The following is a 19,862-nucleotide window of genomic DNA, read 5'->3' on the forward strand; positions in this document are numbered from 1 at the left end:
GGTAGCTGCTTTTTATCGAAGTTTTTTCTCAATTTCATACGAGCCTGCCGTTGGCCCTCCGACGACTTCAAAGCCTTGACTTTTCCAAAACTTTACCGCGACCTCATTGTGTACCTGCACGTGTCCGTCGATGGCCTCACAGCCTAATTGGCGTGCGTGCTCGTATAGGTTGTCGCAGATGCGTGAACCGATGCCATGACCCTGTGCTGTCGGCAGGAGGACCAGCGCTCCCCAGTACATGCGTTTCGGTTTGTAGAGGGTGTAGCAGGTGTAGCCGATCGGCACGCAGCCTTGTTCGATGATCAGCGTGACCCCGCTGCTCTTGATCTGTTCGAGAATCAGCTTGTCGGTCAGTTCCACACCGACCGACTTTTCGAAAACTTCCTTCATCGTCTGGCGCGTGCTCTGGAGCAGAAATGCATCGTCCGCCTCCGTGAGCATCCGCAGGGATACATTTGCACCGGCGGATTTTTTCTCATGTGGGATGTTGCTTGTACGCTTGGGGGTCTTGGTGCTTCTGGTGCTCTTGGTGATTGTGCTGCGCTTGGTGGTGGCGGTTTTCTTGGCTGTCTTGCGCGGGTTGGAAGCCATGCGGTCGATCCCTCCGTAACAGGAATGGTTGGGTCACTCCATGCTATTCAACAACCCGCTAGAAGACCCCATCCACGGCTGGTGGATGGGGTCTTTTTTCGCTACTTGCCTTGCATTTGCAAGAGTTCGGAGACCGTTTTGAATTGGTAGCCCTGAGCTTTGAGCCCTGAGACGATGCCCTGCACGGCTTTGAGCGATTCGGCGCGGGAGTCGTACATGGCATGAAGCAGGATGATCGAGCCCGGTTGGATGTTGGTGAGCGTGTACTCGACGATCTGGTCCGCGCTGGAGGCGATCTCATCGAGCGAGTCTGGTTCGAGATTCCACATGATCGTCTTGCGGTCGTGTTGGCTGAGGTAATACGGCAGGTAGAGCAGCTTTTTGCCGTTGGGCGGTCGGAACAGAATTTCGCCTGTAACCCCGGCGTCGCGCAGCAGTTGGTCCGTTTTTTCCACCTCATCGCGCAGGTAGGACGGGGATTTGAAGATCATTCGGTTGTGATGGTAGGTGTGGTTGCCGATCTCGTGACCGGCTTGGAGCAGTTTCTTGACATCTTCTGGGCGCTTTTCGATCTCTGTGCCGATCAGGAAAAACGTCGCTTGGACGTCCGCCTGTTCGAGCGTTTTGAGTATATCATCTGTGTGCCCGCTCGGACCATCGTCGAAGGTGAGGGCGACGACTTTCTGGCTGGTCTCCACGCGCGAGACGAGTTCGCCCGCTACTTGATACGTGCGGGAACTCATGAGTTTGTAGGTCGTGATGCAATAGATGAACAGGACGAGTGCGATTGCCAGTGCGATGATGGATCTTTTTTTCTTCAAGGGAAAAACCCTCCTCTGGTTCTATCAGACCATGCGAAGCGGTGGGTCGGCAATGATTGCCGGCTGATAAGTGGATCATAATGAGCGGCGCGCTTACATGGGATTTGTCTGCATGGGGAACCTTGGTAAGAGATCATGTCAGTGTGAAGGAGATAAACAGATGGGATTGACGATCTTGCTTACGATCTGTTGGCTGTTGCTTACGATCTTGATCACCTATCCTAAGAAGCTCAGCAGGCGCGAGTGTGTCTTTCTGTTCTTGGTGATTTTGGACATCAACATCAGCGTTTCGTGGATTTTGGGATATGAACTGGGGAAAATCGAGATCTCCAAACAGACCTCGACGTATCTCATGTATGTGGTGTACCGAAGTGTACTCGTCCCGTTGCTGCCAGTGCTGTGTATCAATTTGCTGTTGGTTTGCCGTACCTTTTTGCAAAAAACACTGCCTGTGGCTGGATACTTGGTGGCTGTCTGGGGCTTGGAGACCTTGTGCATCCGATATAAAGCCTTCACGTTCCCCGACTTTAACATGCTAAAGGAGTTGGTGGTTGCGGGTTCGTATCTGCTGATCGCCGTGCTGTTGCTCAAATGGTTTCGGTATGCGTTTGCCAAGGAAGAGGTGGGGTTGCCATGAGCATCTTTGCGATCGATAAATTCGATCAGAATGAATGGTTTGTGATCATCGGAGCTGTGGTCACGTACACGGGGCTGCTGTTGCTGCCCAAGAGATTGCCAACCTCGACCACGTTGCTGCTCTGTATCTGGGCCTTTACCACCCCAAAGTTTTATGACTTTACGCTCGGTGGTGGTTTATTCGATTACTACGATGTCAACGATTCCCCAAGGTATTGCATCATGGACCTCGTCTCGTACTTTTTCTTTGCTCCGTTTGGGTATTTTTTCATCTACTTCTATGAATGGTTGCGGGCCAGAGGTCGAGCTGTTGTGTTTTATATTCTCGGGTGGTCCCTTGTTGCGGTAGGCGTTGAGTGGCTGATGGTGTACTTCCACGTGCTGACCTACAAGAACGGCTACACGATCGCCTACTCGTTTGTCATCTATTTGTTCACACAGAGCATGACCCTGGTCTTTTACCACTGGTTGACGCGCCCACCGAAACAGGCCTCCAGCGACTTGCGAACGGAATAGAAAAAAAGGAGCAGCCTGCGTGCTGCTCCTTTTTTATGAAAACAACTTCTGGAGGCTGGAAATTGCAGCTCTTTCCAGTTGTCCCAGGCTGACAAGCTTTCGATGTAGGTCGTCCAACAGCTCTTGGCGTTGGCTCGCGTCAAATGCGAACGACTCTCGCATCGCAGTCGCGATCACGTGTAGGCGTTCGTTGATCGGCTCGATTTCACGGGGAGATTCCATGCCTTTTTCCAAGAGCAGTCGCTCCTTGAGCGAGGTCATATGTTTCAGTTCCTTCCAAAGCGGTTCTGAATCGGGTAGCGCAGCATGTGCCACTTCCGTCCAGTAACGGGCGCACTCGCGATATTGCGTGGCGACGTTGAGCAGTTCCGGTTCGTTCAAGACCTCTGCTGCTTCGGTTAAAAACGCAGCGTACAACTCGCGCATCGCCCCACCGCCATTGCCGATTTCCAAGTAGCGGAACGTCGAAAACAAGCCTTGGAACAAGTCTGCATCGGTAGCGAATACCTGTGGCCAGCCTTTTTTGTTTTTGGGATCATTCACTACGTTCGCCCACTTTTCAAGCCCCTTGAGGCCGAAGTTGTTGACGGGTGTGGGCGGGTTCAGCATGTTTTCAAAACAGGCACGGATGCCCGCCACGATTGCCTCGCGAAGATCCAATGGAGATTGATCTGTTGGCGCCAACGTGAGGCTACGGTTTTTCAGGGAGGCGATTCCCGCACGAGCTCTCGAAAGCGCCTCCGGTTTGATGGTAAGCGGCACGGAGGCTCGATCTGCAATTTCATATACGCCCTCTTGTTCGTGAAAGCCCGTCACGACGACCGCATAATCAGCGTACATTTCGTTCGTACCACTATACGGCAGTCCGCCCCAGCATAGATTCAGGAGAACAGGTGTCCCCTGCTCCAGCGCTTGACGGAGGTTTTTCTCTGCCACTTTTTCAGACATGGACGTTTTCACGACGGTCTGGACGCCGACCCGTTGGTAGAGGTTGTCCATCAACGCGCCGAATTTCGTTTTGTAGCGGTGTGCAGTCCCGATGTACATACTGGGAGGGTGTCCCTCGTACTCAAAATTGAAATACATAAAGCCGATGCCGCCGCTGATCCCAAAAAGCATCGCCTCACTGAGCGGCCTGCCGTTGTGAGCAGCGACCAGTCCGGCCCGATCAAATAGGTGACGCGCTGCCGTCGTCTCGCAATAGACCCCGCCTAGTCGCAGGTCTTCATTTTGTTTTATCATGAGTGCCTCCAGATTAGAACTAGTTTACAGAATTATAACGATTCACATGTCAAAAGGGAAGGGGTTGAGGGTTTGGCGGATGGCGAGGAAGTGGAGGTCTGTATTTCGGCTGGTCTTGTTATGATAGCTCCACTTTCCAATATTTGGTTGATCACCGGCTCTGATACAGGTAAATAATAGGAGCAGGTCTCATTTGACCTACCCTCTCGTTGCAAAGTTCATGACCGCCTTCTCAAGCTAAGATTCACACTCCAGTTCCCTTAAAGACAAAAACCATCACCCGTTCGATTCAGAACAGGTGATGGTTTTTGCAATCTACGACCGGCAGGATTATCAGCAGGCCTCCTACATATCTGCAGGTCGGCAAGAGGAGAGCGAGAAACATAGCTCTCCTGTCCAGAGGGGAACCACACCTGCACTAGCTACGCTGGTTGGTTTTACTTGAACGTCGAGATCAAAGAAGTTTTCCATTCGAATCCACCTCCTATAGGTTCATACTGACCAAGGTTGTATGTCTCAGTTGTTAGGTGAGTTCACATTTGTTAAAAGAATTTCTAACAAAGTTCTCTCAAATCTGTTATAGCACAGGTAGAACAATAATTTCAAGATGATTATGAAAATTGTGATATTTCGTTGAAATCATTCAAATCCAGTTCCAGTAGCGCTTGCGTCTCGCTTGTTGGCACACCCAATCAGTCTTCTTACATCGTCCCCGCCGACTGTTTCCCCCGAAACCAAAACCGTTCCGCCAAAATCCCTGCATTGCGACTATCTCAAACACATTTCTCTACACACAAAAACGCGCCAGAACCCAGTCCCAGCGCGACTTCTACAATATGGAATAGCGGGATTCGAACAGAAGCAAGAAAGCAAATGTTTTGCAATTATACGCATAAAAAAATGATAACAATCTCTAGAATACTAGATTTATCCATGTTATACTCGTTGAGAATCCTAGGAAATACTGGATTTTAATTTTGTGTGAGCAAGAGACTTTCAGGTGGAGTGTGACTTCATGAAAAATTGGAAAAAAGTACGATCGAAAGTGTGGCAAAGCGGCTTGACTGTGCTTAGTGCACTGCTGTTGGTTTCGGCAAACACAACTTTAGATTTTTCCACGTCAACTGCGTATGCAGCGACGGGACCTGTAACGCTTAGCGGGACTGCTGGCAACGCAGTAGTCACATTGAACTGGGCACCTGTCACAGACGCAACTGGGTACTACGTCTACCGAAACGGTACAAAAATTACAAGCACACCAGTCACAGACACCACCTATGTGGACACGACGGTCATCAATGGCACGACGTTTTCCTACACGGTCTCGGCGATCATTGGGAATACGACGTCGGACCCGTCAAACGCTGTGAACCTCTTGCCGAAATCGACACCGGGGCTCTTGCGAGGGCTCGCGTCCACCTCAGGTGTAACGAACCTGACGGACGGCGACAATGCAACGTTCTCTTACTACGGCTACAATAACACCCAAACCTTCGTCCTGCCTACCCCGGCGACGGTAACGGGACTGAACTCGTATGGGCATGGGTATTTCCGGATCAAATTGTATGACACGGCAGGTACGCTGTTGGGTACCTACACACCGTCCGCTTCGCCCGTCAACGCTTTCACGGCTCTCAATTTCCAACACGTAGCCAAAGTAGTCGTGACGAATACCTCTCCCACGTACTCGGCCAACATGTATGATCTCGATCTGAGTGGCACTCCAGATTCCAATACCATCCCAACCGGTCTTGCTGCAACCACTAGCGATGCCCGAGTTTCCCTTACTTGGAGTTCAGTGCCTGGTGTTACTCAGTTTAATCTGTACAGAGACGGGGTTCAGTCGAGCAACAAGATCAACACCTCGCCCATTACGGACACCACATTTACAGACACCAACGTGATCAACGGCAACACCTACACCTACTACCTCGCCCCGATCACAGCATCCGGTGAGGGATTGCTGAGCACCGTTTCAGCCTTGCCGAAGTCACCGGCTGGTTTGCTGCGAGGGCTCGCGTCCACCACGGGCGTGACGAACCTGACGGACGGCGACAATGCAACGTTCTCTTACTACGGCTTCAACAACAACCAAACCTTCGTCCTGCCTACCCCAGCGACCGTAACGGGACTGAACTCGTATGGGCATGGGTATTTCCGGATCAAATTGTACGACACGGCAGGTACGCTGTTGGGTACCTACACACCGTCCGGCTCGCCCGTCAACGCTTTCACGGCTCTCAATTTCCAACACGTAGCCAAAGTAGTCGTGACGAATACCTCTCCCACGTACTCGGCCAACATGTATGATCTCGATCTGACAGGCACTCCGGATGCCAATGCCTACCCAACCGGTCTTGCTGCAACCGCTAGCGATGCACGAGTTTCCCTTACTTGGAGCTCAGTGCCTGGTGTTACTCAGTTTAATCTGTACAAAGATGGGGTTCAGCCGAGCAACAAGATCAACACCTCGCCCATTACGGACACCACATTTGTAGACACCAACGTGATCAACGGCAACACCTACACCTACTACCTCGCCCCGATCACAGCATCCGGTGAGGGATTGCTGAGCACCGTTTCAGCCTTGCCGAAGTCACCGGCTGGTTTGCTGCGAGGGCTCGCGTCCACCACGGGCGTGACGAACCTGACGGACGGCGACAATGCAACGTTCTCTTTCCTCGGCTTCAACAACAACCAAACCTTCGTCCTGCCTACCCCGGCGACCGTAACGGGACTGAACTCGTATGGGCATGGGTATTTCCGGATCAAATTGTACGACACGGCAGGTACGCTGTTGGGTACCTACACACCGTCCGCTTCGCCCGTCAACGCTTTCACGGCTCTCAATTTCCAACACGTAGCCAAAGTAGTCGTGACGAATACCTCTCCCACGTACTCGGCCAACATGTATGATCTCGATCTGACAGGCACTCCGGATGCCAATACCATCCCAGCCGGTCTTGCTGCAACCTCTAGCGATGCCCGGGTTTCCCTTACTTGGAGTTCAGTGCCTGGTGTTACTCAGTATAATCTGTACAGAGACGGGGTTCAGTCGAGCAACAAGATCAACACCTCGCCCATTACGGACACCACATTTATTGACACGAACGTGATCAACGGCAACACCTACACCTACTACCTCGCCCCGATCACAACATCCGGTGAGGGATTGCTGAGCACCGTTTCAGCCTTGCCAAAGTCACCGGCTGGTTTGCTGCGAGGGCTCGCGTCCACCACGGGCGTGACGAACCTGACGGACGGCGACAATGCAACGTTCTCTTACTACGGCTACAACAACAACCAAACCTTTGTCCTGCCTACCCCAGCGACCGTGACGGGACTGAACTCGTATGGGCATGGGTATTTCCGGATCAAATTGTATGACACGGCAGGTACGCTGTTGGGTACCTACACACCGTCCGCCTCGCCCGTCAACGCTTTCACGGCTCTCAATTTCCAACACGTAGCCAAAGTAGTCGTGACGAATACCTCTCCCACGTACTCGGCCAACATGTATGATCTCGATCTGAGAGGCACACCGGATGCTTACCCACCGAATGCTCCCGTCGATCTCACAGGCCAAGCCGGGGATGCTCAAGCTACCCTGACTTGGAAAACATCCGCGTCGGCTACGGGTTACAACCTTTTCCGTGACGGGGTGAAGGTGAATACCTCTCCCCTCACAGACACAACTTTTACGGACACAGGTCTCGTTAACGGAACTAACTACGTGTACTTTGTGACGGCAATCAACGACGCGGGGGAATCCGCACCTTCCAATACTGTGAATGTAATCCCCGTCCCCATCCTCGTGGCCCCGAGTGACTTGACGGGTACGGCAGGGGATGCACAGGTCGCTCTGACTTGGACCGCGCCAGATGGAGCTGTGAGTTACAACGTCTACCGAGACGGCGTGCTAATCAACACGGCTCCTGTGACGAGCACGACCTTTGTCGACGCCAATCTGACAAATGGCACGTCCTACACGTATTACGTCACCGCCGTGAACACAGGCGGCGAATCGGCAGCGTCGAACACGATTTCGTTGACGCCGATGGCATCTTCGAACTTGCTGATTAACCCAAGCTTTGAAAATGGCACCGCTTCTGACACAACTGGCTTGCAGGTCGGGAAAAATTGGACGTCCTATGTACCTACTGGTGCCGTCCCGGATCTCGCTGTCGTCACGTCCCCCGTCTATTCGGGAAGGTACGCACAAAAAGTGGCGGGTTCCGGGATTCCCAACGGTTCCGCCATCGATGTCTACCAATCCGTTGCAGCACGAGCAAACACAGCCTATACCGTCAGCGGTATGTACAACATCGAAAGCTTAAACAATGCCTTTGTGCAACTCTACATCGATTTCTACGACGTCGATGGGCATTTTATCAAATCAAACTCCGTTAAATACGGTGTGACCGTCCCGAGCTACATGCAATTGACGGACAACGATACCGAGCCGGGCTATATGCTGATGGCGAACACCTTGACCACCACGGGCTATGTACAGTTGACGAGAAGCATTATCACCCCGGCGAACACGGCGTCGTTCCGCCTATATGCAGTACTCCGCGCATCAGCAAACAACGCATCGGGCACGTTCTACGTGGATGACCTGAGCGTGGTTCAAAACTAAACAGATTCGCACCTCTGCAAAAAACGCGTCAGAACTAAGTTCTGACGCGTTTTTCTACTTGTACGAGTCCTTGGATTGCATCGCAATAAACACAATCCCGCTGGAGACGTTGACCGAAAGTTTCCATAAAAACCACCTCCACGTATTGTTGTAAGCCACGTCTTTCGTCTTCTGATACAAGTGATACCCGAACGTTTTCCGAAGCGTATGAGTTCCGATCTCGTCTAGTCCAACCTTATTCGCAACGGTGTTCATAATTCGGTATGCCTGTACCCTCGTATCCTCCTTTTCCGTCTTCTCCTCTGTGATGACAATATTCGGGTTTTCCCTAAAGTAACACAATAGGCATTGTGTTACATTCATGCGTTCCATTAATACATATGATCACATTTCGAAATGTACTTGTAATCCTTTTGAAAAAATTTTAGAATTGTAATGACTTGATATATCACAAGGAGGTTAGTTTATTGAACAAAAAAACTACTTTACTCGCAACACTGATTGCTGTAGGTGTAGCTGGTGGTCTGTACTTTGGCGTATCTAAGTCCCAAGCGTCTGCAACCCCAGAGCAAGAAGCTAAACAAGCAGTCAAGCAATATGTGGATGGATTGAAAACCGGCAATGTTGACAAAATCATGCAGTATTCTAAAGACGTTCGATTCAAGAATGACGCTGAACGTAAACAACTTTACAGTAATTTAACAAATGAACAAGACGTTCTGAAAGCCGAAGTCGTCTCGGTCAAACTTGTTGATGACTCTCACGCAACCTTCGAACTTCACGCAAAGTTAAAGTCCGCTGGAATACAAGACGTAACGCTACCCGTAGTAAAGGAAGACGGTACGTGGAAAGTTGTGATTGAAGACATTGATCTAAAGAAAAATGCTGAATAGAAGCGTTGTCACGATTAACGGATGGCAAAGTTCCCCTAGTGCTGGTACACCGAGCGTAGACTACGAACTTCGTAAATCTGCTTTTTTTGGTTCTTCAAGTGTTGCAACAATTCCGATCTCAGGCACATTCCCCAAAAACGGCGCATGGTACACCCGCACCTTTAACTCCATTGCTACAGGTTCTGGGTATTTTATTCGCATGACTCCTAAATCTTCGGTAGGAATGAATGGTGCTGGCAACGCCTACGATGGTTACTAGGTTCACACACACACAAGGACGATCCCAGCGGGGTCGTCTTTTTACTTGCCAGCCTGCTCTCTCTACGGAAGTTAGCGTACCTATGGCACTCATGAAGATCAAACATCTACCAACCAGATTAGCCAAACAAAAAGGACAACCTTCTAGGTTGCCCTACTTAATCATGCGTTCCCCAGTTCCAATCCTACCTGTTGACTCATCAACATCTCAATCGCCACTTTGGGCGTTGGAGCTTCAAACTCGATTCCCTTCCACTTCCATTTTCCGAAGTACAGCTGCAATGTTTTTTTGTACCAAATTACACTCAGTATCTGTTCGGGTTGAGATCATTTCAAGAAGTTCCTCGATCTGTTCCATCAGTCCATTCTGCTGGAATATCTCCATTGCCTTGCAGATGAGTTCACAGGCCGTTTGTGTCTTGTTCCGTGCCAGTAGGAGATAGGCAAGGTTCTTATAGGCTCTACCACGTTCAGGATGTTTCTGTGGTGCGATTCGCAAGGCATCAGCTACATAACGCCGCGCATCAGCTAGAAAGATTGATCCGTTCTCCGAAGCCCAATAGTTGATTAGACTTTCCTCTGCACGACTGTTTAGGTTGGTAACCACCCGAATCATGGAGAGGTGATCTAACAGTACCTCCAAGTCCAATTCTACGGTTGAGTCGTTGCCGTATTCTCGTGCCATGTTTGCACGTTCAACGGGATTGATCCGCTGGAGGGAATGTCCGAACGATTGCTCCAATAGTAACAGGAGGAGGTGTGAGCCAGAATCAGTACGGACAAACTCGCTGACGTTTTTCGGCAAAACAACCTGACTCATAGCACGATCCCCCTTTGCTCCCGTGCTTGGCGGTTGAATGACCACATCTCATGCATCACACGTAACGCACTTTGACAGTCATCGTGGGACTCGTACAAGTGAGATAGCTCCTGCATCGTCTCCTCATATTCCGTGTGGAACTCAGTGAGTTTGAAGCAGTCTGCCGCCTGTTTCATGTATTTGACCGCGACAGCCTGTTGATTGCGTGCCTGAGCGATACCGGCTTGAGTCCTGGCTACCCATGCTTGGTAGGAATGGACGGTTGGCAACAGCTTCCTAGCCGATTGACACGCTTCCTCTGCTTGATCGAGTTTCCCACCAGCGAGGTAGAGTTTCGCAAGCTCGGTTACCGTGGTCCCCATTTCCTCATCCCGCCGAAGTCTTCTGTATTCCTCCACGATAGTCTCTAAACTACTTATCGCTTTGTCTCGATTCCCCATCTCCCCTTGGAGAACTGCAAGCCGGACTTCAAGAGTCAACTTCTCCGTCTTGCAACTCAATGTCTCGAAATACCACTGAGCGCGTTGTGCATAGTCAGCCGCTTGCTCGTACTGGTCGGCTACGTGAGAGGACTGTGCCAGCTTCATGTAGAGGTTTCCAATCCCTTGGATGTCCTCTCTTTCCTCCAAGATCGGCAAGGCCAGTTGAAGCGTGGCAACTGCTTGTTTCAATTGACCCGATTTATTTTGAATCTCCGCCAACGTCAGAAGCAGTGAGCATTGGAGATGTACGTCCTTCAAATTGGATGACCGCATCTGTGTGAGAGCATTTGTCAAATAATGCTCCGCGATCTGATAACGTCTGCATTTCAACTCCAACTGCCCTAGCTGATGCAAGACACGGATGAGCATGATGGGACTTCCGTTGGTTGAATGTGCGTGATCTAACAATTGCTGGAACGATTCTTCTGCTTCTCGAAATTGACTCAGCCCAAGCAAACAGCAGGCGTAATCGTAGCGAATTTCAAACGGATCGAGCTTGCCATTGTTTGTTTGGATAACTTTTTTCAAAAACGGCAGCGCACCTGAAAATTCACCGGCAGATAGCATGCCTTTCGCCAATCTGTACTCGCTGATGATGACAAGGTTCATTTCCAAGTTCCCAATCAGTTCGTCTAGAGGGATCTCAAGTTTCTCTGCGATCTTGCCCAAGACGTGATAACTTGGTTTGGCCTTGTCCGATTCGATCTGTGAAATCATTGATGGGGTTACGATCCCCTCTGCTAGTTGTATTTGGGTTAAACCCTTTTTCATCCGTAGTTGGCGGAGACGTTGACCGAAAGTTTCCACATTAACCACCTCTTCGTTTTGTGTTATTGCCTATAAACACAATAAACCATCCCTTTGATCTTGGGATGGTTTTTCCAATGAATGGCTGTTGTAGGTTCAACTGCATGTTACAATGTCAAATTGAGAAGTGACAATCTAAAGCCCCTCATCTACCATTAACGAGGGGCTTAGAGCATTGCTATTTCCAATCTTTGGTGATTGCTTTTGAGCTAAGGTCAGGTGGAATTGTTTCTGCAACTTTGACTGAATGAACTATTGATGCAGTAGTTGTACTTATGACAACTACTGCAATCAGCGAAATACTTACAGCTAAAAGTTTTTTCATTAGAATCCCTCCTCGTCGATTAACCCACCGTAATTCTGCATCAGTGTGTTACTCTTCATATAGTAAAGCAACAAGGATTCTGAGTCACCCTTGGATGCGTAATACTCCATCAAATATTTACATGCGGAATAACGTACAGCCATTCCAACATTTAAATCATCGCTTACACGAATAGCAAATGATGGGTCATCCTGTGACATTGAATACAGAATTTGCAGTTTCCCATGCAAGTCTGGAAATTCCTTTGACACGATATTGTTTTCCAAAACTAATGTATTAACCGCTGTTCGTTCTCCCAATTTTAACAGAGTCTTCGCATATTCTTTAATAGCGAAAAGTCTCGGATACTCGAAATGATGGAGCAAGACTAGTGCTTTCTCTAGAGCTTTTTTTGCACCCTGGTAATTTCCTAAATGGTATTCATAATGCCCAACATTTATGTAGGCTTTTCCGATTTGCACTTCTTTGTGAGTTTTCTCGAAGTATTCTAGAGCAAGGTAAGAATGCTTTTTAGCTTTTTCTAAATCCCCCCTGTGCTCATGCCATTTCATACGTGTGAAGTGAACATAGCCCATTTTTTCGGCATCGTCCGAAAAGGCACTCTCAACTACATTCAGAGTATGGACTATATTGGTGTATTCCTTTCTAATGGTAAATGTCACCATGATGTATGACGTTACATGGTAAAGCAATGCACTATCACTGAACGTTTCATTGACCTTCTCAGCATATTCCATTGCAGTCAAGAAGGATTCGTGAGCAAGGTCATACTTTTGGAGATAGTATTGAGCGCGTCCTAGATTCGCCCAACACATGCAACGTTCTGTAAAACCCAATGCAACACTAACAAGTTCATTGGCTAGTTTTTCGGCACGAAGCATAGAGTCCTTGGTTCTTCTCTGTGAGGATAGTAGGGTAGTTAATTCTTCTTCCTTTTTATATGTATCTCTTTGACGCAATCTATCCTCTTCAACTTTAAGTCCCTTTGCAACATTTTCCAGCAATGCGATTGCAATTGGACGGTTCCCCAAAAGTGTTTGTCTGAATGTTTCACGGTTTTCTCCTAATCTCTCCGCGAAGGCACGGATCGAGAAAGCATCCCCTTTTTCTTGCATCAATTCTGCAATTCTCCGACCTAACGGGATTTTGCCAAAAGTTACGCTTGCTGTATGTTCTATCGTACTCATGTATTTCCCTCCATGAACGAGTTGACTTTAAAGGTAAACCACTGATCAAACAACATACCATTTCAATTATAGCGAATTACACAAAAGAAGTATACAATTCGTTACTGCGATTCTGAATGCAGTAAGTATTTCGTTCAGTCTTGTATTTCGCTTTCTACACGCTCATCTCAGCTTCGCAGACCTGGCGGGCTAGTTGAGGTAGGGCACGCGGGCTTGGCGTATCGTCTGTGACCTTTGAGATGACGTAGAAGGCATTTGCAGCAAGTGGTTGAATTCGGGTCGAACAACAAAAAGGAAGCCCTATTATTGGCTCCCCGCATCCATCTATCCGCCTCGTATTTGGCTTGTACAATGTTTTTGAGATGATCTGAATAGTTTCGTACGGTGAACACTACCGACACGCTAAAATTGCAATTTTCAACGCAATCGAGGGAATGACTATTTTCCTTGTCTTAGATGCAATTTCACACCCGAAAAAGGCGTTTAATCGGAATCGGAAGATAACAGGATCATGTGGAAGGAAGTATTCCAATGATATTTTTTCAGATTTTTTTTCTTCATCCTCAACGCTGGAATTCATCACGTTCAGCGCTATAAACCTCCTAGTTCTTTCAGAAAAAACTAAAAGACCGCTCCCCGAAAGAATATCGAGAAGCGGCCATTGCATAAAAATTACTTCTTTTTTCTATCTACTTGACAGAGCTAATACCAATTTAGGATCGTATTTCCCTACCCATCATTGATGTCAAGCTGAAGGGCTTTTCCAGCAATCTCCAAGCAAGATATCCTACAAGTACACCTAACGTGTTACAAATTAAATCATCAACATCGGCCGTTCTATAATTGTAGTTGATGATCGTATCCAATACCAGTTGCGCTGTTTCAAGGAGAACCGAGAAAAGAAAGCCTAGGAGTAACACTTTCGAGAATTTTGGACGTTGCAAAACTAGCGGAACAAGGAAACCAAATGGACATAACATCAATATATTACCACCAATTTGCTTCAGAAAATCAAGTCCTGTGTCGTATTCCCAAATTTGAATTATTTCTTTAAACGGAACAATATTGTTTTGCGGCTGATACGGCAAACTACGTAAATGCTCTAGATAACTTTGCTGGAATGGGAAAGGAAAAAATACAAGGCTTACTACTGCACCCAGATAGACATACAAGGCAGAAAAAACGAAAATTTGCATAGGTGGTGTTTTTTTAAAAATATTATATATTATTACAATCAAATAAACTATTGTCAAAATTAAAATCAATAATGGTGATCTCAACATATAGATTCCCCCTCTTTGAAGTCACCAGCACCAACACCCCCCCATTGGATGGTCTTTGTACCGATGGACGGAGCAGTACCAGTGCTAATGAAATCATCCGAAGAAAAAGTGTGGTGACGGAACAGATCTACCGAGAAATAGTTACTCTTATCTGTGCCATTGTAGTTAGAGTTAAGATCAACTGCAATGTTAGACCCACCAAACGTTCTTGTTGTCCCTGTCAAGTTAGAGTCAAAGTTGTACTGAATGTCATAGGTGTTATTTGCTGCAAATGCCACAACCGGAACCAATAGCGCACTCAAAGCCACGAGACTAACTGCGAGTTTCTGTTTCCAAACGTTCATCATTGTTACCCCATTAGTTTTTATTTAATTTTATAACGAAATCATATTAGCACATTATTTTTTAAGATGCAATATTTTATTGTTTTCAGTAAATATCCCCCACTCCCTCGCCGCGTTACTCTGCACAATTCCACCTCGACAAAGATAGCGTGTCGATCCAACTGGCCGCAAGCGACAATCAAGTCCAAAAGTTGATTTCGTACCATGTCCAAGGACTGACAAAGAAGCTGACCACATAACGATCTAGCAAGCCATCAAAAACTCGTGAATATATTTTACGTTGGACATTCGATCCGTCAAACTACTGACAGGCAAGATCGCCAGCTTTGGACACTCCCTTGAAAAAATTGGCGTTCTAAGTGGTCAAAACAAAAAGAAGAGGCATTTGCCTTTCCGATTTACTTCCCTCGAACCAAATTATTCAGACATAGATTCATGTACCTATCATCTGTGATGAAGAGGACTCGAATGTTTTGAAAATCTCCGGCTTTCATCGCCCAATCTCCTGTCCAATTATCAGCGGTGAATCCAAGGACACTCCACTGTCCTTGATAGAGGATGATACTCTCGATCATACGAATTATAAACAATTATTTTAAATATGAATTTATCGCGCTATGATATTTTCACTTTATATGTCGTTCTCAGTACAAGAAAATGAGCGGGTCGAATTGACCCACTCAATCCCCATTGTATTTTCAAATTTCCTATTCCCTCATCTGCATACCTATGTTACTATGAATTCACCAATTGAATAGTGACAAAGTTCATTATCCTCGGTTCCCAGTGTTCATTACCGTGGAGAATCAAGATGTCGCGTTCATCGTACTCGCTGTCCGCTTCTTCTGAAACCAAACCCGATCCACCAAAATCCCCACAACCCCCATCACCACCAAAAACATCCCAATCCCCTGAAACGTCGGGCTCGCCCCAAACGTCCGTACCAACACCCCACCTGTCAACGGCGACACAATCAGCACCACGCTAAACATCGAGTTCATGATCCCCGACACGCGCCCAATCGCTTCCGGCGGGGTCTCTTTCTGCATCACATAATTCGTCCCCGTCATCGTCAACCCGTTCCCGAGCCCGCCGATCAGCGCCACGACGATGATCATCCACCAAGCCATCCCTGGTCGCAGCAAGCCCGTTGCGCCAAATAGCCAGCCATAGGACTTGATCTCCTTGCGCCGACTCAGCAAGGCAATCGAGATCACCGACCCCACCCCAATCGATGACACCGCATAGCCGAACAAGTCTGTCCGGGTCGCATCATACTCGCGGAACACCACCGGGATCTGGAAGTCACCCAACTGCAACGCAGCCGATGCGACCAGCCCGAACACCAACCAGTTCAACAGCACGCGATTGCTCGCGACCATCGACCACCCTGCCTTCCACTCTTGCCCAAAAGAGAGCTTTGGCTCCGATGCCTCTGCTCCGGCCTCGCTCTGCACCTCACTAGATCGCCTCTCTTCCACGCGCCCAACCGTCAACAAAATCATCGCCGAGAGTGCAAACGACACCGCATTCACCAACATGCACGCTTGCGGCGAGAACACCGCGACCAACGTCCCGCCAAGCACCGGGCCCAACACTTTGCCAACTTGGTTGACGATCCCGTTCAACGAGGTCGCTTTCAACAGCTCTTCCTTCGCCACAAGCAATCGGGTCAGCGCTTGCTGCGCCGGGTAATGGAACGTTCCTGCACAGGAACGCAAGGTCAGCAACGCCAACAGCACATACACATTGGGCGCAAACATCAACGCCACCGTCAACCCTGCACTCAAGATGTCCATCACGATCAGCAAGCGCAGTTTCGGCCAGCGATCCGCCAACACGCCTGCGATCTGCCCGAACAACAGCCCTGGAACTGCAAAGGTCAGCGGCACCATCGCCAAGATCATCGGGTCGGAATTCCAGACATAGCCGATCATCACCGTCATCGCCATCATGTCAAACCAATCCCCTAGTGTTGAGAACGTATACGAAATGAACAACCGCTGAAACGGTTTGTTGCTCCACAACATCAAAATTCCCCCTGTAGGCTGCTTGATACGTTCAGCATACAGGGGGAATGTCAGAGGAATTTCAGAGCAACGTCTGGCGCAAAACTTCTCGCATCTTCTGTGCAGCTACTTCGAAGTTGTACCGGGTGGACATTTCCTTCCACAAGGCTTTGTACTCTCGATACAGATCCGGCATGTCGAGGTACTGCTCCAAGAAAAAGTGGATCAACCGCAAATACATCAAATTCTGCGGCACGAACTTCGACTGGCGCAAGACAGCAAATCCTTCATCCAGCAACGCTTTGCCCGCGTCCTTGCGCCCCTCGTGCAACTCCCAGAGACCACAAACCAGTCGGTAGTTGCCACTTTCACGCAAGTAAGGAGACGATTCCACCATCGCCCCGATCCGATTCAAGCTCTCCTCCATCCGGTCAAACTGTCCAGCCACAAAATACGCTACCGTCTCGGTGAGCGCCACCGGGATCGCAAACCCCTCCTCGATTCCCAATTCTGTCACCGTCTGATGTGTGGTACTCGCTAAGCGCTCTAGCGCTTTTTCCACACGACCCGTCATCGTGTAGGGGAACAGGATGTAGAAGTAGGTGACCAACAAAAAATACAGCCGGTCCTCCACCGAAAACTCATTGGTCTCCGCCAACCACACGAATTCACCTGTGATGAACTGTAGGTACAGTTCGTAAAACGGATCGAGCTCGATCCCCAGCACTTTCTGTTGGTCAAACAGCACTTGCATCGATTCACCCTGCCCGAGCAAGTGGTAACGTCTGAACATCTTGTTCACATAGGTGTTGACCTCCGCATCGAGGAGCGATGGAACGACAGTCATCGACTGGAGTTCCTTTTTTCATCGTCATGCGATATCCCACACTGCGCACGGTGTCGAGGGTAATCACCTCAGACCAACTCTTCAACTTTTTCCGCAGGCGATAGATGTGATCGTCGACGGGGCGGTCGACGGGGCTTTCCAACGGCCAGACGCGATCCAACAACTCGTCACGGGTGAACGCGTGTCCTTGGTTGCGGTAGAGAAAGTCGAGCAACGCGTACTCCTTCGGGAGCAGCGTGATGCGGGTGCCTTTATAGGTAACGGACCAAGCGTCCGCTTGAAAGTGCAGATGGGCCACAAAAAAACACCTCTCTCGGAAACCATTATACCGAGGAGGGTGTTTTCTGGCTAGACATCGATCTCAATCACATGACTCGCATCGCGGATCTCCTGTGCCAAGTCTTCGGTCTTCCACTCGTAGACATACCCGAGCGGGTGACAGTGTACCCACTGATCTCCGCGCCGCTTTGACCCAAACCGCCAATGCACATGCCCGAAGATCACGTGCCGTACATGAGGCGATTCGTCGAGCAAGTCGCCGATCCTGCTGCTGCCCATGAACGGGCGGATCATGTTCCAGACCTTGTTATGCGGGGAGATCGGCACATAATCGCGGTACGGGATGAAGTGGTTGACAAAGATCACGTTCCGGTCGCGATGTGCCGCCAACTGTGTGCGAAACGACTCCAACATCCGGTCGGTCACCGCTTCGTCGTCCATGCCAAACTTGGCAAATGCGCTGTCCCGCCAGTAGCTTTCCTTGCGACTGACACACTCCTCTCGCGTCCACGATTCCTCCCGGTAGCTGTAATCGTACCAGCCCATATCCCCGATCACCGCCCACTTCTCCCCTAGCAATAAAGGGTTGCCGATCAGCGAGGAGTGGTGGTTGCGCAGTTGCTCATACTCCTTCCACGAGTCGTTGAGTTTGTCTGTCCAGATCGAGTGGTTACCAGGTATATAGGACAGCCGCACGCCGGAGAGCTGTTCCAATTCCTCGATGTACTGGATGCAACGCTTCGCGCCGCCGGCCATATCTCCGGCCACGATCACGTGATCTGGCGCCACTTCGCGGATGTAGGCCGCCACCTCAGGGATGATGCTCCGACCGAGACGTTGGTGGTTGTTGTCGCAATGGAGGTCGGATAGAATCAAAAGCCTCATGAAGGAACCTCCATCCGTTGCACCAACTGTGCCATCCGTGCTTGCATCTCTGCTGCAGGAAGCTGCTTGCGATCACCATGACCGGGCAGCACCCATTCGAAGGATTCCTCAGCGAGCCGTTGCATCGATCGCCCCTGCTCCGCCCACGAATACCAGCAGAAGTCTTCGAAGGCATCTAGGTCTTGCGTGTCGCGATCCCACGCGAGGTGGTCGCCGGTAAATAAATACCGGCCTTGGTACAGCAACACGAGATGCCCACGCGTATGGCCCGGTTGGGGGATGATGCGGAATTCAGGACTCCACTCCACCGCTTCCGTTCCGTGGATCACATGCTCCGCCCCCGGTTGTGCCTGCAATTCCCACTCATGGATGATCCGCTCAGCACCAAACTTCTCCGCATATCGCGCCGCATCGGCCACGTCGTCCTGGTGGGTGAGGAAGATGTAACGGATTCCGCCCATCGCCTCGAACTTCTCCACCAATTGTGGCAGGTAACGCGGAGAGTCGATCAGCCAGTTCCCCTCTGGATGCACCAGCAAGTAACTGCTCGCGCCATAGGAGTTTTTGGCCGTAAAGCCGTTGAAGTAGATGTTCTCGTCGACCAACAGCGGAAAGTCGCTCATCGCTTCCTGCAGCCCGTCATTGCTCTCGCTGCCGATCGCACCCGTCGGGCAACTGAGCAACGCGTATTGCGCCAACCGCCGTTCCTGCTCATCGCGTGGCTGGGTCGTCACCGCCGACATCCCGCGCACGGCTGAAAAACTCGCTGGGGCGATCTGGCGGCATTGGTCGCAATCGATGCAGTTGGTATTGACGTAAAAATCCCCCGGTACGTTCGTTTCCAGTCGTTTCGCCATCCTCATCGCCCTCCTCGTGATATGAAAATGCTCCCGCTAACGAACTACTACTGTGCGGGAGCCTCTAGGTGTGTGGTATGTAGGTCAGGTTCGTCGTGTGCAAAAAAGGGCGGTGCCCGTGAACGGGCCCCACCCTTTTAG

19 protein-coding genes and 1 pseudogene are annotated in these 19,862 nt (G+C 49.6%); 4 read left to right on the forward strand and 16 right to left on the reverse strand.

Annotation, left to right across the window (positions count from 1 at the left end):
- Positions 1-12: 12 nt before the first annotated feature.
- The gene (locus C7459_RS06755) at positions 13-591 is read right to left on the reverse strand and encodes a GNAT family N-acetyltransferase (protein WP_109687694.1); all 579 of its coding nucleotides are present in this window, start codon (positions 589-591) and stop codon (positions 13-15) included.
- Between the two features lie 101 nt (positions 592-692).
- Complete coding sequence (locus C7459_RS06760) at positions 693-1,412, reverse strand: polysaccharide deacetylase family protein (protein WP_245884431.1); 720 nt, start codon at positions 1,410-1,412, stop codon at positions 693-695.
- 160 nt (positions 1,413-1,572) lie between these two features.
- Here C7459_RS06760 and C7459_RS06765 point away from each other — a divergent pair, with 160 nt between their 5' ends.
- Positions 1,573-2,049 carry a hypothetical protein gene (locus tag C7459_RS06765; protein ID WP_109687695.1) on the forward strand — a complete coding sequence of 159 codons (477 nt, stop codon included), beginning with the start codon at positions 1,573-1,575 and terminating at the stop codon, positions 2,047-2,049.
- Entirely contained in the window at positions 2,046-2,564 is a 519-nt protein-coding gene (locus C7459_RS06770) for a hypothetical protein (RefSeq protein ID WP_109687697.1), read from the forward strand. The genes C7459_RS06765 and C7459_RS06770 overlap by 4 nt, the downstream gene beginning before the upstream one ends.
- 33 nt (positions 2,565-2,597) lie before the next feature.
- On the opposite strand, the gene C7459_RS06775 is transcribed toward C7459_RS06770, so the two are convergent.
- Complete coding sequence (locus tag C7459_RS06775) at positions 2,598-3,806, reverse strand: BtrH N-terminal domain-containing protein (protein ID WP_109687698.1); 1,209 nt, start codon at positions 3,804-3,806, stop codon at positions 2,598-2,600.
- Between the two features lie 345 nt (positions 3,807-4,151).
- Positions 4,152-4,277, reverse strand: a complete 126-nt coding sequence (locus C7459_RS23615; RefSeq protein WP_211320354.1) for an FDLD family class I lanthipeptide — start codon at positions 4,275-4,277, stop codon at positions 4,152-4,154.
- 544 nt (positions 4,278-4,821) lie between these two features.
- Here C7459_RS23615 and C7459_RS06780 point away from each other — a divergent pair.
- Complete coding sequence (locus tag C7459_RS06780) at positions 4,822-8,445, forward strand: rhamnogalacturonan endolyase family protein (RefSeq protein ID WP_109687699.1); 3,624 nt, start codon at positions 4,822-4,824, stop codon at positions 8,443-8,445.
- A gap of 153 nt (positions 8,446-8,598) precedes the next feature.
- Here the strand turns inward: C7459_RS06780 and C7459_RS23800 are convergent.
- A pseudogene (locus C7459_RS23800) lies at positions 8,599-8,745 on the reverse strand (site-specific integrase); the annotation flags it as partial.
- Positions 8,746-8,912: 167 nt separating this feature from the next.
- Between C7459_RS23800 and C7459_RS06790 the strand changes: the two are divergent.
- Positions 8,913-9,338 (forward strand): Rv0361 family membrane protein, encoded by a 426-nt coding sequence (locus C7459_RS06790; protein WP_170119318.1) that lies wholly within the window; start codon positions 8,913-8,915, stop codon positions 9,336-9,338.
- Between the two features lie 493 nt (positions 9,339-9,831).
- On the opposite strand, the gene C7459_RS06795 is transcribed toward C7459_RS06790, so the two are convergent.
- The 11 genes from C7459_RS06795 to C7459_RS06845 form a co-directional block, all read right to left on the reverse strand.
- Complete coding sequence (locus C7459_RS06795; RefSeq protein ID WP_109687702.1) at positions 9,832-10,416, reverse strand: hypothetical protein; 585 nt, start codon at positions 10,414-10,416, stop codon at positions 9,832-9,834.
- The gene (locus tag C7459_RS06800; protein ID WP_342766660.1) at positions 10,413-11,714 is read right to left on the reverse strand and encodes a helix-turn-helix domain-containing protein; all 1,302 of its coding nucleotides are present in this window, start codon (positions 11,712-11,714) and stop codon (positions 10,413-10,415) included. Before C7459_RS06800 ends, C7459_RS06795 begins: the two co-directional genes overlap by 4 nt.
- A gap of 169 nt (positions 11,715-11,883) precedes the next feature.
- Positions 11,884-12,030, reverse strand: coding sequence for a hypothetical protein (locus C7459_RS23230; RefSeq protein WP_170119319.1), 147 nt, complete (start codon positions 12,028-12,030; stop codon positions 11,884-11,886).
- The gene (locus C7459_RS06805) at positions 12,030-13,217 is read right to left on the reverse strand and encodes a helix-turn-helix domain-containing protein (protein WP_109687704.1); all 1,188 of its coding nucleotides are present in this window, start codon (positions 13,215-13,217) and stop codon (positions 12,030-12,032) included. Before C7459_RS06805 ends, C7459_RS23230 begins: the two co-directional genes overlap by 1 nt.
- 713 nt (positions 13,218-13,930) lie before the next feature.
- Entirely contained in the window at positions 13,931-14,500 is a 570-nt protein-coding gene (locus C7459_RS06815; RefSeq protein ID WP_109687708.1) for a VanZ family protein, read from the reverse strand.
- On the reverse strand, positions 14,494-14,844 hold the full coding sequence (locus C7459_RS06820) for a hypothetical protein (protein WP_109687710.1): 351 nt from the start codon (positions 14,842-14,844) through the stop codon (positions 14,494-14,496). Before C7459_RS06820 ends, C7459_RS06815 begins: the two co-directional genes overlap by 7 nt.
- Before the next feature lie 806 nt (positions 14,845-15,650).
- Positions 15,651-16,874, reverse strand: a complete 1,224-nt coding sequence (locus tag C7459_RS06825; protein ID WP_109687712.1) for an MFS transporter — start codon at positions 16,872-16,874, stop codon at positions 15,651-15,653.
- A 61-nt stretch (positions 16,875-16,935) separates the two neighbouring features.
- Positions 16,936-17,700 carry a hypothetical protein gene (locus tag C7459_RS06830; protein WP_170119320.1) on the reverse strand — a complete coding sequence of 255 codons (765 nt, stop codon included), beginning with the start codon at positions 17,698-17,700 and terminating at the stop codon, positions 16,936-16,938.
- Positions 17,612-17,998: a winged helix-turn-helix domain-containing protein gene (locus tag C7459_RS06835; RefSeq protein WP_109687717.1), complete on the reverse strand. Its 387-nt coding sequence runs from the start codon at positions 17,996-17,998 to the stop codon at positions 17,612-17,614. Before C7459_RS06835 ends, C7459_RS06830 begins: the two co-directional genes overlap by 89 nt.
- Before the next feature lie 50 nt (positions 17,999-18,048).
- Positions 18,049-18,864 carry a metallophosphoesterase gene (locus tag C7459_RS06840; RefSeq protein WP_109687719.1) on the reverse strand — a complete coding sequence of 272 codons (816 nt, stop codon included), beginning with the start codon at positions 18,862-18,864 and terminating at the stop codon, positions 18,049-18,051.
- The gene (locus C7459_RS06845) at positions 18,861-19,721 is read right to left on the reverse strand and encodes an MBL fold metallo-hydrolase (protein ID WP_109687721.1); all 861 of its coding nucleotides are present in this window, start codon (positions 19,719-19,721) and stop codon (positions 18,861-18,863) included. The genes C7459_RS06840 and C7459_RS06845 overlap by 4 nt, the downstream gene beginning before the upstream one ends.
- Positions 19,722-19,862: the final 141 nt, after the last annotated feature.

The sequence above is a fragment of the Tumebacillus permanentifrigoris genome, from assembly GCF_003148565.1.
In the GTDB taxonomy this organism is placed as follows: Bacteria; Bacillota; Bacilli; order Tumebacillales; family Tumebacillaceae; genus Tumebacillus; species Tumebacillus permanentifrigoris.

What these genes read in the sequence shown, in the direction of transcription:
- C7459_RS06765 (WP_109687695.1), top strand. Translation starts at nt 1,573, where the DNA reads ATGGGATTGACGATCTTGCTTACGATCTGTTGGCTGTTGCTTACGATC.
- C7459_RS06830 (WP_170119320.1), bottom strand. Translation starts at nt 17,700, where the DNA reads ATGACTGTCGTTCCATCGCTCCTCGATGCGGAGGTCAACACCTATGTG.
- C7459_RS06775 (WP_109687698.1), bottom strand. Translation starts at nt 3,806, where the DNA reads ATGATAAAACAAAATGAAGACCTGCGACTAGGCGGGGTCTATTGCGAG.
- C7459_RS06845 (WP_109687721.1), bottom strand. Translation starts at nt 19,721, where the DNA reads ATGGCGAAACGACTGGAAACGAACGTACCGGGGGATTTTTACGTCAAT.
- C7459_RS06755 (WP_109687694.1), bottom strand. Translation starts at nt 591, where the DNA reads ATGGCTTCCAACCCGCGCAAGACAGCCAAGAAAACCGCCACCACCAAG.
- C7459_RS06815 (WP_109687708.1), bottom strand. Translation starts at nt 14,500, where the DNA reads ATGTTGAGATCACCATTATTGATTTTAATTTTGACAATAGTTTATTTG.
- C7459_RS23230 (WP_170119319.1), bottom strand. Translation starts at nt 12,030, where the DNA reads ATGAAAAAACTTTTAGCTGTAAGTATTTCGCTGATTGCAGTAGTTGTC.
- C7459_RS06805 (WP_109687704.1), bottom strand. Translation starts at nt 13,217, where the DNA reads ATGAGTACGATAGAACATACAGCAAGCGTAACTTTTGGCAAAATCCCG.
- C7459_RS23615 (WP_211320354.1), bottom strand. Translation starts at nt 4,277, where the DNA reads ATGGAAAACTTCTTTGATCTCGACGTTCAAGTAAAACCAACCAGCGTA.
- C7459_RS06820 (WP_109687710.1), bottom strand. Translation starts at nt 14,844, where the DNA reads ATGAACGTTTGGAAACAGAAACTCGCAGTTAGTCTCGTGGCTTTGAGT.
- C7459_RS06825 (WP_109687712.1), bottom strand. Translation starts at nt 16,874, where the DNA reads ATGTTGTGGAGCAACAAACCGTTTCAGCGGTTGTTCATTTCGTATACG.
- C7459_RS06770 (WP_109687697.1), top strand. Translation starts at nt 2,046, where the DNA reads ATGAGCATCTTTGCGATCGATAAATTCGATCAGAATGAATGGTTTGTG.
- C7459_RS06840 (WP_109687719.1), bottom strand. Translation starts at nt 18,864, where the DNA reads ATGAGGCTTTTGATTCTATCCGACCTCCATTGCGACAACAACCACCAA.
- C7459_RS06795 (WP_109687702.1), bottom strand. Translation starts at nt 10,416, where the DNA reads ATGAGTCAGGTTGTTTTGCCGAAAAACGTCAGCGAGTTTGTCCGTACT.
- C7459_RS06780 (WP_109687699.1), top strand. Translation starts at nt 4,822, where the DNA reads ATGAAAAATTGGAAAAAAGTACGATCGAAAGTGTGGCAAAGCGGCTTG.